The sequence below is a fragment of the Paenibacillus sp. Y859 genome (assembly GCF_056786405.1).
Map to the genome: position 1 here is coordinate 29853 of NZ_JBXCIZ010000018.1, position 14332 is coordinate 44184.

General features: G+C 42.9%; 13 protein-coding genes and 1 other annotated feature. All 13 genes read right to left on the reverse strand.

Annotated features, from left to right (window positions below):
- Positions 1 to 79: 79 nt before the first annotated feature.
- Positions 80 to 3694, reverse strand: a complete 3615-nt coding sequence (gene rpoC, locus AC1TO8_RS22165) for a DNA-directed RNA polymerase subunit beta' (protein ID WP_482057775.1) — start codon at positions 3692 to 3694, stop codon at positions 80 to 82.
- 86 nt (positions 3695 to 3780) lie between these two features.
- Positions 3781 to 7326 (reverse strand): DNA-directed RNA polymerase subunit beta, encoded by a 3546-nt coding sequence (gene rpoB, locus AC1TO8_RS22170; RefSeq protein WP_482057776.1) that lies wholly within the window; start codon positions 7324 to 7326, stop codon positions 3781 to 3783.
- A gap of 329 nt (positions 7327 to 7655) precedes the next feature.
- Positions 7656 to 8270, reverse strand: coding sequence for a class I SAM-dependent methyltransferase (locus tag AC1TO8_RS22175; RefSeq protein ID WP_482057777.1), 615 nt, complete (start codon positions 8268 to 8270; stop codon positions 7656 to 7658).
- 110 nt (positions 8271 to 8380) lie between these two features.
- Entirely contained in the window at positions 8381 to 8740 is a 360-nt protein-coding gene (rplL, locus tag AC1TO8_RS22180) for a 50S ribosomal protein L7/L12 (RefSeq protein ID WP_438348959.1), read from the reverse strand.
- A gap of 65 nt (positions 8741 to 8805) precedes the next feature.
- Positions 8806 to 9309: a 50S ribosomal protein L10 gene (gene rplJ / locus AC1TO8_RS22185; protein ID WP_482057778.1), complete on the reverse strand. Its 504-nt coding sequence runs from the start codon at positions 9307 to 9309 to the stop codon at positions 8806 to 8808.
- A gap of 60 nt (positions 9310 to 9369) precedes the next feature.
- Positions 9370 to 9526: a sequence feature (ribosomal protein L10 leader region), on the reverse strand.
- A gap of 74 nt (positions 9527 to 9600) precedes the next feature.
- Positions 9601 to 10293, reverse strand: coding sequence for a 50S ribosomal protein L1 (gene rplA / locus AC1TO8_RS22190; protein ID WP_482057779.1), 693 nt, complete (start codon positions 10291 to 10293; stop codon positions 9601 to 9603).
- An 89-nt stretch (positions 10294 to 10382) separates the two neighbouring features.
- Positions 10383 to 10808 (reverse strand): 50S ribosomal protein L11, encoded by a 426-nt coding sequence (gene rplK, locus AC1TO8_RS22195; RefSeq protein ID WP_482057780.1) that lies wholly within the window; start codon positions 10806 to 10808, stop codon positions 10383 to 10385.
- Between the two features lie 67 nt (positions 10809 to 10875).
- On the reverse strand, positions 10876 to 11412 hold the full coding sequence (gene nusG, locus AC1TO8_RS22200) for a transcription termination/antitermination protein NusG (protein WP_482057781.1): 537 nt from the start codon (positions 11410 to 11412) through the stop codon (positions 10876 to 10878).
- A gap of 22 nt (positions 11413 to 11434) precedes the next feature.
- On the reverse strand, positions 11435 to 11626 hold the full coding sequence (gene secE, locus AC1TO8_RS22205) for a preprotein translocase subunit SecE (RefSeq protein WP_482057782.1): 192 nt from the start codon (positions 11624 to 11626) through the stop codon (positions 11435 to 11437).
- A 27-nt stretch (positions 11627 to 11653) separates the two neighbouring features.
- A complete protein-coding gene (gene rpmG / locus AC1TO8_RS22210; protein WP_082865682.1) occupies positions 11654 to 11803 on the reverse strand; it encodes a 50S ribosomal protein L33 in 150 nt (49 codons plus the stop codon).
- Between the two features lie 440 nt (positions 11804 to 12243).
- Positions 12244 to 12888: an RNA polymerase sporulation sigma factor SigH gene (gene sigH / locus AC1TO8_RS22215; RefSeq protein ID WP_482057783.1), complete on the reverse strand. Its 645-nt coding sequence runs from the start codon at positions 12886 to 12888 to the stop codon at positions 12244 to 12246.
- 160 nt (positions 12889 to 13048) lie between these two features.
- Positions 13049 to 13570 carry an NYN domain-containing protein gene (locus tag AC1TO8_RS22220; protein WP_482057784.1) on the reverse strand — a complete coding sequence of 174 codons (522 nt, stop codon included), beginning with the start codon at positions 13568 to 13570 and terminating at the stop codon, positions 13049 to 13051.
- Positions 13571 to 13575: 5 nt separating this feature from the next.
- Entirely contained in the window at positions 13576 to 14322 is a 747-nt protein-coding gene (gene rlmB / locus AC1TO8_RS22225) for a 23S rRNA (guanosine(2251)-2'-O)-methyltransferase RlmB (RefSeq protein WP_482057785.1), read from the reverse strand.
- Between the last annotated feature and the right edge of the window lie 10 nt (positions 14323 to 14332).

The following is a 14332-nucleotide window of genomic DNA, read 5'->3' on the forward strand; positions in this document are numbered from 1 at the left end:
TTTCTTGAATCTTTGTTTATAATAGTCGGTGCATTGAAGCCATGTACATTACACCATGACCTCAATGCAACCACTACCTTTATTCTACTGTAACAGCTTCCATTGCTTCTTTATCTTTGTTAACTCCTTCTGGATCAGCATATGTCACACTACGATAACGATTCATACCTGTACCCGCAGGTATCAACTTACCGATAATAACATTTTCCTTCAAGCCGAGAAGCTTATCGACTTTACCCTTGATAGCGGCATCTGTCAATACGCGAGTCGTCTCTTGGAAGGATGCTGCCGACAAGAATGAATCGGTCTCTAGAGAAGCTTTCGTGATTCCAAGAAGAACTGGTTTAGCAACTGCTGGTTCTTTACCAGATAGAATAGCTACTTTATTAGCTGCTTCGTATTCATGAATATCCGAGAATGCACCTGGAAGGAGTGTAGTCTCTCCAGCATCCACTATACGAATCTTCCGAAGCATCTGTTTAATCATAACTTCAATGTGTTTATCGTTAATTTCTACACCTTGGTTACGATATACACGTTGTACTTCTTGCAGAATGTAGTTCTGTACGCCACGAATACCTTTGATCCGTAAAATTTCTTTCGGGTCAATCGAACCATCCGTCAACTCGTCCCCAGCTTCGATCTCCTGTCCTTCGCTAACACGAAGACGAGATCCGTAAGTAACCAGGTACGTTTTTGTCTCAGCTTCACCCTGAATTTCAATTTCACGACGGTCTTTGGTTTCGCGAATTTCTTTAACAACACCATCAATTTCACTGATTGTTGCTTGACCTTTCGGAATCCGTGCTTCAAAGAGCTCTTGAATACGCGGCAAACCTTGTGTAATATCGTCCCCGGCAACACCACCGGTATGGAACGTACGCATCGTAAGCTGAGTTCCTGGTTCACCGATAGATTGTGCCGCGATAATACCAACCGCTTCACCAATCTCAACGTGCTTACCAGTAGCTAGATTCCGTCCGTAACAAGTCTTACATACACCGTGACGAGCACGACAACTAAGAACAGAACGAATTTGTAGTTTCTCAACGCCAGCTTCGACAATAGCACTCGCTTTATCAGAGTCAATTAGTTCATTGCGCTTAACAATGACCTTACCTGTCTCTGGATGACGAACGGTCTCGAAGCAATAACGCCCTTCAATACGGTCATATAGATCCTCAATAACTTCTTTACCATCTTGAATCTTAGATACGCTAAATCCTTTATCCGTACCACAGTCCTCTTCGCGCACAATAACATCTTGTGCAACGTCAACGAGACGACGCGTTAGATAACCTGAATCGGCTGTACGCAGTGCAGTATCGGCAAGTCCTTTACGCGCTCCGTGAGTAGATAGGAAATACTCTAGTACAGTCAACCCTTCACGGAAGTTCGATTTAATCGGAATCTCTATGATACGTCCTGATGGATTGGCCATTAGACCCCGCATACCACCCAACTGCGTGATTTGCGATTTATTACCACGGGCTTTAGAGTCAACCATCAACATAATATTGTTATAACGATCCATCGATTTCATGAGCACATCTGTAAGCTCATCTTTCGTCTTGGACCAAATATCAATAACTCTGTCATATCGCTCTTCATTAGTAATCAAACCACGACGGTACTGATTCGTAACAACAGAAACTTTCGCATCAGATTCACGTAGGATTCCGTCCTTCTCTTCAGGAACGATAACGTCAGACACAGCGACGGTAATACCCGCACGTGTTGAGTACGTAAATCCAAGTTGTTTAATATCATCCAGAATAATGGATGTTTCCGTTGTATGGTAAGTCTCGAAACAACGAGCAATGATTTGTCCTAGATACTCTTTACCTATTGCCCCAGCTGTCGGAAGTTCCATCATTAGCTGACGAATATCCGCACCCTTCTCATATACGAAGTATTGTTCAGGTGTCCCTTGGAATAAGTTCTCACGTGTCGCTTCGTTAATGTACGGGAAGCTACTTGGATAGATTTCATTAAAGATAATCTTACCGATCGTTGTAAGTAACATCGCGTCTTGCTGTTTCTCTGTAAAGTTGGTTTTACCCAGAGCCTTAACAGGAATCGCTACACGCGCATGTAGACCAGCTAATCCCCGTTGGTACGCAGATATAGCTTCATTTACAGTTCTCAGAATCAACCCAGTACCTTTTTCTTCTTTGTTATCCATCGTTAGATAGAATGTTCCCAGAACCATATCCTGAGAAGGTGTAACAACTGGCTTACCATCTTTCGGATTCAGTATGTTACCTGATGCTAACATAAGAATACGTGCTTCCGCTTGGGCTTCAGCAGACAATGGAACGTGAACAGCCATTTGGTCACCATCAAAGTCGGCATTATACGCCGTACATACGAGTGGATGAAGTCGAATAGCATGACCTTCAACTAGAATCGGTTCAAACGCCTGAATTCCCAATCGGTGAAGCGTAGGAGCACGGTTCAGTAAAACTGGATGCTCTTTAATAACTTCTTCAAGCACATCCCATACTTCAGGGCTTACGCGTTCAACTTTGCGTTTGGCACTCTTAATGTTATGAGCAAGGCCTTTATTAACCAATTCTTTCATTACGAAAGGCTTGAACAATTCCAAAGCCATTTTCTTAGGAAGACCACATTGGTACATCTTCAGATACGGACCTACGACGATAACGGATCGACCAGAATAGTCAACACGTTTACCTAGTAAGTTCTGACGGAAACGCCCTTGTTTACCTTTAAGCATATGGCTTAGAGATTTCAATGGACGATTACCAGGACCCGTAACCGGACGACCACGACGGCCATTATCAATTAGAGCATCCACAGCTTCTTGAAGCATACGTTTCTCGTTCTGAACGATAATGTCAGGCGCTCCAAGATCAAGTAGACGCTTCAACCGATTGTTACGGTTAATAACACGACGATATAAGTCATTCAGGTCAGACGTTGCGAAACGTCCACCATCCAACTGTACCATCGGACGAAGCTCAGGAGGAATAACCGGTAGCACATCCATGATCATCCACTCTGGCTTGTTCCCAGAATTACGGAATGCTTCAATGACTTCAAGGCGCTTAATCGCACGATTACGACGTTGGCCTTGTGCAGTACGGAGTTCTTCTTTTAGGAATACTAATTCTTTATCCACTTCAATATCCTGCAAAAGTTTCTTGACAGCTTCTGCACCCATGCCAGCATGGAATCCGTAACCATATTTCTCACGATAGCTACGATATTCTTTCTCAGACAAGAGTTGTTTCTTCTCCAGCGGAGTTTCACCAGGATCTGTTACAACATATGATGCGAAGTATATGATCTCTTCAAGTGATCTTGGAGACATATCCAAAGCTAGACCCATCCGGCTTGGAATTCCTTTGAAATACCAGATATGAGATACAGGTGCTGCAAGTTCGATGTGTCCCATACGTTCGCGACGAACTTTCGCCCGTGTGACTTCAACGCCACAACGATCACAGACAACGCCTTTATAACGGACACGCTTGTACTTACCACAGTGACATTCCCAGTCTTTCGTTGGGCCAAAGATCTTTTCACAGAATAGGCCTTCTTTTTCCGGTTTAAGCGTACGATAGTTAATCGTTTCCGGTTTTTTAACTTCTCCGCGGGACCATGATCGAATCTTCTCGGGAGAAGCAAGCCCGATTTTCATGTATTCAAAATTATTAACGTCCAACAAGGAGCAACCCTCCTTAATCTAGTACTAAATTAGTAAGTAACGTGAGTCGGGCAGTAAGGCAAGCCCAACCGCCGACCACATTTCTTTTATTCCCGTCCGACTTCTGCGCCTTCCAAGTTGAGGCTCAGCTTATCGCCCGATACCTCATCTTCATCATCGAGTTCTTTCATCTCGATTTCTTGCTCATCACCACTAAGGATCTTAACATCCATACCAAGGGATTGAAGTTCTTTAATTAGAACCTTAAATGACTCTGGAACACCTGGTTCCGGCACATTCTCACCTTTGACGATGGATTCGTACGTCTTCACCCGACCTACAACGTCATCGGATTTAACTGTTAAGATTTCTTGCAATGTATACGCGGCACCATAAGCTTCCAATGCCCATACTTCCATCTCTCCGAAACGTTGACCACCGAACTGAGCTTTACCACCCAGCGGCTGCTGTGTAACGAGAGAGTAAGGACCTGTGGAGCGAGCATGGATTTTATCGTCAACCATATGTGCTAACTTGATCATATGCATGACACCTACAGTAACTTCACGTTCAAACAAGTCACCCGTACGCCCATCATACAATTTCGTTTTACCATTACGTTGCATACCCGATTCTTCCATTGTATCAAACACGTCTTCCTCATTCGCACCATCAAATACCGGCGTCGCCACATGAATACCAAGTCGCATCGCTGCCATACCAATGTGCACCTCAAGAATCTGACCGATGTTCATACGAGACGGAACCCCCAACGGATTCAGTACAACTTGAACTGGTGTACCATCTGGAAGGAACGGCATATCTTCTTCAGGCAAAATGCGAGCTACAACACCCTTATTACCATGGCGCCCTGCCATTTTGTCACCTTCAGAAATTTTACGTTTCTGTGCAATATACACACGAACCATTTGATTAACACCTGGAGGTAATTCATCGCCGTTCTCACGGGTGAATACCTTCACGTCCACGATAATACCATCACTACCATGAGGAACCCGTAGAGAGGTATCACGCACTTCACGAGCCTTCTCACCAAAGATAGCATGAAGCAGACGTTCTTCTGCAGTCAACTCCGTTACACCCTTCGGTGTAACTTTACCAACTAGGATGTCGCCAGCGCTGATCTCAGCACCGATGCGGATAATGCCTCGCTCATCCAAATTCCGAAGTGCATCTTCCCCAACGTTAGGGATATCACGCGTGATCTCTTCAGGTCCCAGCTTCGTATCACGAGCTTCCGACTCATATTCTTCAATATGAATTGAAGTATATACGTCTTCTTTAACCATCTTCTCACTCAGAAGAATAGCATCCTCGTAGTTGTAACCTTCCCATGTCATGAATGCAACCACTACGTTACGTCCAAGAGCAAGTTCGCCCATTTCCGTAGATGGTCCGTCTGCAAGGATGTCCCCTTTTTTCACAACATCTCCTCTGTTAACGATTGGACGTTGGTTAATACAGGTTCCTTGGTTCGAACGCATAAATTTATGGAGTTTATGTTTCTCGATATCACCCTTCACTTCATTGCCGTCTACAACTTCAACACGGCGCACCCAAATCTCATTGGCAGAAGATCGTTCAATAATACCGTCATAATTGGATACAATACACACACCAGAGTCTTTCGCTGCTTTATGTTCCATCCCTGTACCAACCAATGGCGCTTTAGGAATTAGAAGCGGCACCGCTTGGCGCTGCATGTTAGATCCCATCAACGCACGGTTGGAGTCATCATTCTCAAGGAACGGAATCAGTGCCGTAGCGACCGATACCACTTGCTTAGGAGATACATCCATATAATCGACGCGATCGCTTGGCATCGTCAGAATATTATCCGCTTGTTTGTTATAACGCACGATGACAGTGTCATCACGAAATTTACTATCTTCTGTCAATACAGCGTTCGCCTGAGCGACGATATAGTTATCTTCTTCATCAGCAGTAAGGTAATCGATATGTTCCGTAACAATCCCTGTCTTCGGATCCACCCAACGATATGGAGCTTCAATAAAGCCATATTCATTGACACGGGCAAATGTAGACAATGAGTTAATCAACCCGATATTCGGACCTTCCGGTGTCTCGATTGGACACATCCGACCATAATGACTCGGATGGACGTCACGAACTTCAAAGCCAGCACGTTCACGAGTCAGACCGCCGGGTCCTAAAGCGGATAGACGACGTTTATGCGTCAATTCACCAAGTGGATTAGTCTGATCCATAAATTGTGACAACTGTGAACTACCGAAGAACTCCTTAATCGATGCAATGACAGGTCGAATGTTAATCAACGCTTGTGGCGTAATAACGTTCGCATCCTGAATGGACATTCTTTCACGGACAACACGTTCCATTCTTGAAAGTCCTATGCGGAATTGATTCTGAAGCAACTCACCAACTGAACGCAAACGACGATTACCTAAGTGGTCAATGTCATCTGTGTTCCCTACGCCTTGAAGCAAGTCAAGGAAGTAGCTGATGGATGAAATAATATCAGCCGGTGTAATATTCTTAATTGATTTATCAATATTAGCATTACCAATCACTTTGATAACTTTACCCTCTTCAATAGGAGAAAAGACATCGATGCTTTGAAGTGGTACTTCATCTGCATCAAGCGCGCCGTTAGCTACATGATATGTCTTAAGGCCAACACCTTTTTCCAAATAAGGGATCAGTTCGTCCAACAAGCGGCGATCTACCATTTGACCGGATTCAGCTAAAATCTCTCCTGTTTCTGGATCAACTAAATTTTGCGCCAACTTTTGATTGAACAAGCGATTTTTAATGTGTAGTTTTTTGTTAATCTTATAACGACCTACATTAGCTAGATCATAACGTTTCGGATCAAAGAACCGTGCTACCAAAAGACTCTTTGCATTGTCAAGTGTAGGAGGTTCACCCGGACGAAGACGTTCGTAAATTTCTATGAGCGCTTTCTCCGTTGAATCCGTGTTATCTTTATCCAGTGTATTACGGATATACGGATCGTCACCTATCAAATCTAGAATTTCAGCATCACTACCAAAACCTAATGCGCGAAGTAGAACCGTTACTGGTATTTTACGAGTACGATCAATACGGACATACATGATATCCTTCGCATCCGTCTCCAGTTCTAGCCATGCTCCACGGTTAGGAATCACTGTTGCTGTGTAATTCCTTTTACCATTCTTGTCGATTTTGGTGCTAAAATAGACGCTAGGAGAGCGTACCAACTGACTGACAATTACCCGTTCTGCACCGTTGATAATAAATGTACCAGTCTCCGTCATCAATGGGAAGTCGCCCATGAACACTTCTTGTTCTTTGACTTCTCCTGTTTCCCTATTGATGAGTCTTACCTTAACGCGTAGCGGAGCCGCATACGTGACGTCACGCTCTTTAGCGTCGTCCATGTTATATTTAGGCTCACCAAGGCTGTAGTCTATAAACTCCAGAACCAAATTACCTGTGAAATCTTGGATCGGCGAAATATCGTGAAACATCTCCCGCAATCCTTCCTCTAGAAACCATTGATAAGATTTCTCTTGGATTTCAATCAGGTTCGGAATTTCGAGTACTTCGTTAATTCGTGCATAACTTCGCCGAGTGCGTCGACCATACTGAACAAGATGTCCCGCCAACTTTAACTCACCCCTCATGTCTACTCACTTTAAAAATACATTGCGAACCTCTGTTTGGACATTTATAATGAAACCATACAGAGGAACTCCCACAAATCAAGAAAAGCCCTTACCCGAAATTTTCCGAACAAGAAGCACTTTCCAGTGGGTCTTACATCACACAGACCTCAGACTCAATAGAATAGCTCCACATACCACACTTAGACATATACTGTCTATGTTATTTAACTAACACAGGTCAATATATTTGAGCAAACTAAAGACAAGAAGCCTATCCTAATACTGACATTCCATAATAGTATCACATCTGAAATGTCAAGTCAATAGACTTATTGCGGATTATTCCAAGGTTTTATAGCCTTGAATATACGATATCCTTTTTCCTTCGTCACTTCTTGCACTTCTCCGAAACATTGTTCTAACTTTTCCTTTGCCGATGGAGCTCCCTGCTTCTTTTGAATAACAATCCACAGTGCGCCACCTTCGCGCAATTGATGATAAGCCTGTTCAAATATGGCATGAACCGTTTCCTTACCTGCACGAATTGGAGGATTACTTAGAATAACATCGAAACTTCTCCCTTTCACTGCAGTAAATAAATCACTTTCCATAATCGTAACATTCGTAATCCCGTTCAGTTGAGCATTCTCCTTAGCTAGTTCGATCGCCCTCGTATTAAGATCCAGCATGGTCACGTGTCCATTCTCCACTAACCGTGCCGCTGCAAGTCCAATCGGGCCATAACCGCATCCCACATCAAGCACTTCAGCTCCAACCGGTAAGTCCATAGCTTCAATTAATACTTTACTACCGAAATCTACACCTTTTTTCGAGAACACTCCAGCATCACTTATGAAGCGATACTTCACTCCTCTTAATTGCTCATCAATGGTCCTGCGATCATGCTCTGATTCCGGTTGGTTCGAATAATAATGCTGTGGCATCCTAATCCTCCGAATCTTCAATTAGAAACAAACCCCTTGAACTAAATTCAAGGGGTTTGTTTTTTTGAATATGTGCAAGCATTGCTGCTCACAGAAATTAGATGTAGATATTATTTCACTTCTACAGAAGCGCCTACTTCTACCAATTTAGCTTGTACAGCTTCTGCTTCTTCTTTAGATACTTTTTCTTTCAATGCTTTTGGAGCGTTATCTACCAAGTCTTTTGCTTCTTTCAAGCCAAGACCAGTAATTTCGCGAACTGCTTTGATAACGTTGATCTTAGAAGCGCCAGCGCCTGTCAAGATTACGTCAAATTCAGATTGCTCTTCAGCAACTGCTGCAACAGCACCTGCTGCAGCTACTGGAGCTGCTGCTGTTACTCCGAATTCTTCTTCGATTGCTTTAACAAGATCGTTCAATTCCAATACAGACATACCTTTAATTGCTTCCAAAATTTGTTCATTAGTCATGGTGGAACCTCCAATTTTATATTAAAATAATTTTTTTATTACGGAACTCACAAGATTCAAAGTGCTTACGCGCTTTGTTCTTCTTTTTCAGCAACAGCTTTAACCGCAAGTGCGAAGTTACGCACAGGCGCTTGCAATACGCTGAGAAGCATGGAAAGAAGTCCATCGCGAGAAGGAAGTTCAGCCAACGCTTTAATTTGATCAACGCTTACGACTTTACCTTCAACGATACCACCTTTTAATTCCAATGCAACATTCTTCTTAGCGAAATCGTTAAGAATTTTTGCAGGTGCTACAGCATCTTCTCCACCAAACACTACTACAGTTGGACCAACTAGAACGTCATCCAATTCTGTAAGTTCAGTAGCGGCAGTCGCACGACGCAACAAAGAGTTTTTCAATACTGTCATCTCAATACCCGCTTCACGAAGTTGCTTACGCAATTCAGTGATTTGAGTAACGTTCAATCCCCGATAATCGGCAACAACAGTTGTTACGCTTTTGCGTATCTTTGCTGTAACGATATCAACGGAATCTTGTTTAGCTTGAATAGTTTTTGCATTTGCCATTCTCTACACCTCCTGATCAATTACTATGCAGCAGTACTTCATACCACTGACTATTCCTACTTAGGCATTTAAAAAGCCTCCGCAGAATCTACGAAGGCCTGATGAATCATCATTTGTAAGGACTTTCGTCCAACCATTACTGACGTTCTATCACAACACCTCGGTAGGAATTTATGCCACAGGCACCTACTGTCTACGGTAAGCATATTCAACTTTATAATACAATACCAAGTCATTCACAACAACTTTTACATATTATCAAATTACACTGAACAAGTCAACATAATAATCTTATTTGTAAGAAGCTGCATTCACACGTGCACTTGGACCCATCGTCGAGGAAATAGCAATCCCCTTCAGATACACACCTTTAGCAGATGCTGGTTTTGCACGGTTCAACGCTTCAATCAACGAATTAAGGTTCTCATTCAACTGTTCTTCAGAGAATGAAGCCTTACCGATTGGCGCGTGAATTTGACCTGCTTTATCAAGGCGATATTCGATCTTACCGGCTTTAATTTCTTGAACAGCCTTAGCAACATCAAAAGTAACTGTGCCAGCTTTAGGGTTAGGCATTAGACCTTTACCACCAAGCAGACGACCCAGTTTACCAACCTCACTCATCATGTCAGGTGTAGCTACGCAGACATCGAAATCGAACCAGCCTTGTTGAATTTTGTTGATCATATCTAGATCACCAACAAAATCTGCACCAGCCGCTTCCGCTTCCTTCGCTTTGTCACCTTTTGCAAATACCAATACGCGTTGTGTTTTACCTGTGCCGTGAGGCAAGACAACTACACCACGAACGGCTTGATCTTGTTTACGAGGGTCAACACCCAAACGAACAGCTGCTTCAACAGTTTCGTCAAATTTAGCAGTCGCTACCTTTTTCACCAATGCTACGGCTTCTGAAGGCTCATATACTGTTTCGCTATTAATTAGCTTAGCAGCTTCTTGATATTTCTTACCATGTTTAGCCATGAAATGTTCCTCCTTTGTGGTTTTAGCGGAAATTCCTCCCACATATTGCCGGCCATATACAGACCTGCGTGTCGTAGAAAAATCTAAAACTATTCTTCGATTGTGATACCCATACTGCGGGCAGTACCTTCAACCATACGCATAGCAGCCTCAACGGATGCAGCATTAAGGTCAGGCATTTTTTGCTCAGCGATTTCACGTACTACTGCACGCTTAACTGTAGCAACTTTCACCTTGTTCGGTTCGCCAGAACCCTTCTCGATCTTTGCAGCTACGCGAAGTAGAACTGCAGCAGGAGGAGTCTTGGTGATGAATGTAAAGGAACGATCTTCGAACACCGAAATCTCTACTGGAATAATCAATCCAGCTTGATCCGCTGTACGAGCATTGAACTCTTTACAGAATGCCATAATGTTGACACCTGCTTGACCCAACGCTGGACCTACCGGTGGTGCCGGATTCGCTTTACCTGCAGGAATTTGCAGTTTTACAATTTTGATTACCTTTTTTGCCATGTAAAACACCTCCTTGACTCAATAGTGGTAAGCGGACATCGCTGCCCTCCCACAAGAAACCTAAAGATTAATCAATCTTCTCCACTTGGTCGAAATCCAACTCAACTGGGGTTTCCCGTCCAAACATATTAACGTGTACCTTGACCTTACTCTTGTCCACCAAAATTTCTTCCACGGAGCCGACGAAATTCGCAAAAGGACCGACTTTAATCTTAACGGATTCCTTAAGTTCAAATTCGACAAGGGGCTTCGGTTCATTCATTCCCATATGTTTGAGAATCTGCTCCATTTCTTCTGGAAGCAGGGCTGTAGGTTTAGAACCTGAGCCAGTCGAACCAACGAAACCTGTCACTCCTGGTGTATTGCGAACAACATACCAAGAATCATCAGTCTGGATCATTTCGACAATGACATATCCGGGGTAAACTTTACGCATGACAGTCTTAATCTTGCCATCCTTGTTTACGAGTTCTTCTTCCATCGGAACAAGAACACGGAATATCTTATCTTCCATACCCATAGACTCTACGCGTTTTTCTAAATTGGCTTTCACCTTATTCTCATACCCTGAATAGGTATGAACAACATACCAGCTTTTTTCCATATCATGCCACCTGGGACCCTTCTTAAATAATCGCTTCGATCACAGCGGAAATACCGATGTCGAGCACCCAAAAATAAATAGTGACAAACGTAACAGTCCCAATAACTATAAGAGTATAGTTCGTCAGTTCTTTACGATTAGGCCAGCGAACCTTTTTAAGTTCAGCCCAGCTCTCAGAGAAAAAGGAAAAAATTGACTTGAATCTGCGTTTCACGCCGACTACACCTCCAATAAGACTAACTTATCTGGTTTCGCGATGAGGAGTTTGCTCGTTGCAATACTTGCAGAACTTCTTCATCTCCATGCGGTCGGGGTGGTTCCGCTTGTTCTTCGTGGTTGCGTAGTTTCTTTGTTTGCAATTCGTACAAGCCAAAGTGATAATTACCCGCATGATGTGCACCTCCCGTAGATGTCTCCTTTAAGAAGACTCTATATTGATCCCAATTAGAAACAGTTTCACTTCCATTGCTGAAAGAAAAAGCCGTTTCTGCGAGATGAATAAGAAAGAATACAAGATGACTTTTGCTCTCTTATTCATTAAAACCACGCGAATTTAGGCTTACCTAAACCACTTTATCACATGGCTCATATCATGTCAACGAAAGATTGGCTTCATTCATAACCACATATTCCTATTTGAGAGTTTATCCAAAAAGCCTACCTTTTGAACTCGCACTGCTAGAAATCGTCACAATCCTAATTTCCTATTACTTAAGTATCCGCCTGCAATTCTGTACTAGTATCGTCATTCTTGCAGGGCCTAAACATTGGCATTCCATCATGTGATAAAAAAAAGACTCGTTATCGAGCCTTTCTAATCTGAGCGTCTGTTCAGTTATCTCTTATCTCTAAATATTTCTCCAACTTACGCTTCACACGCTGAAGTGCATTATCTATCGACTTCACATGTCTGTCCAAATCTACCGATATTTCCTGATAGGATTGGCCATCCAAATACAACATAAGAACCTTACGTTCCAAATCACTTAGAATTTCCGACATTTTGTCTTCAAGACCCATGAACTCTTCTTTGTTAATAGCTAGTTGCTCCGGGTCACATATTTGTGTCCCTGAAATAACATCTAGCAACGTTCGATCAGAATCTTCATCATAAATGGGCTTGTCCAACGATATGTATGAATTCAATGGAATATGCTTCTGTCTAGTAGCTGTCTTAATCGCCGTAATAATTTGTCTTGTAATACATAATTCGGCGAAAGCTTTAAACGAGGACTGCTTATCCGCTCTGAAATCCCTTATCGATTTATATAACCCAATCATTCCTTCTTGAACGATATCTTCACGATCAGCACCAATCAAGAAATAGGATCTGGCTTTAGCACGTACAAAATTTCTATACTTGTTGATCAAGAACTCCAGTGCTTCACTCTCCCCTAAGCGGAAAGCTTGGACAATGTCCTCATCACTGAGAGACACATAATCTGACACCATTAAATCCTTCAAGTCGACACTCACCAGAATCCCCCCGGTTGCAACGAAAGGTACACCGTTACTCTGTGAAATATAGCACCAGTATATATGATGTAACCTATGAACGTCAACCACAACATAACCAGTAAAGGCCATCTATAACAAGATTGTCAAGAGTTTGAAGTTTGTAATATATTCCTCATCTTCATTCGCGCCGCCAACGTTCGAACAGTATCCGCTGCTCTTTACTCAATTTGGCATCTAATGTATTGCCTTTAGAGACATACTTATCTAGTTCAATCTGTTTCTGAATTTCACGCTCACAATTCTCAACTTCAATAAGAAGTTCACGAGCGGATAGGCGAAGTGCCCCCTTAGCAAAAATAACATGCTGCTCAATTAAGTCGCTCGTTGCCACATAAATCTGACGTCGCCTACGAGTCATTTCACCCACTAACCGTTCAATGGTTTCATCAGCAGTTTCCTTTTCTTTCGTGAAAAAGACTTGTATTTTACTCTGAGAGAAGGACTTTCCTAACCCAGGGACACGATAAGCATCAAAGACTGCAATGACTTGTCTTCCTGAAAATGCCTGATAATTTGCTAGCCGCTCAAGTAGACGATCCCTCGCTTCTTGCATACTCTTTGTTGCCAATTGGGCAAGTTCGGGCCATCCCCCAATCATGTTGTATGCATCTACAAGAAGCACATCCCGCAAGTCTGCCATATATACTACTCTGGCTTACGACGTTGGCGCAGCACCTCATACATCACTACTCCGGCAGCTACAGAAGCATTTAACGAGTTAATCTTACCTGCCATAGGCAGTTTCACTAATACGTCACATTTCTCTCGGATCAATCGCCCCATACCTTTGCCTTCATTGCCCACAACGACGGCTAAAGGACCTACGAATACATCCGTTTCATATATTTCCTGCACAGCTTCAACATCAGTACCCACTACCCAAATACCCGATTCTTTCAACTTATCAATAGTCTGTCCTAAATTGGTCACTTGCGCTACTGGCACATATTCAACAGCACCCGCAGATGTTTTAGATACCGTTGCCGTCACTTGAGCAGAACGACGTTTGGGAATAATAACACCATGTACTCCAGTACAGTCTGCAGTCCGTAAAATAGAACCCAAATTATGAGGATCTTCGACTTCATCGAGCAACAACAAGAAGGGTACCTCACCTTTTTGTTCAGCAATAGCTAGAATGTCATCCACTTCCGCATATTCATATGGAGCAACTTGAGCTACCACCCCTTGATGCTGAACATCTGGGACCAATTGATCCAACTTTCGTTTATCCACTTGTTGAATAACAACCCCGCGTTTTTTAGCTTCAGCGATAATGGGTAATGTTAAATGCTTCTGTGCATTTTCAGATATCCATATCTTATTAATGCTTCTTCCCGAGCGAAGAGCTTCGGTAACAGAATGCTTTCCTGCGATCATTTCCTCTTCCATATTGTTTATT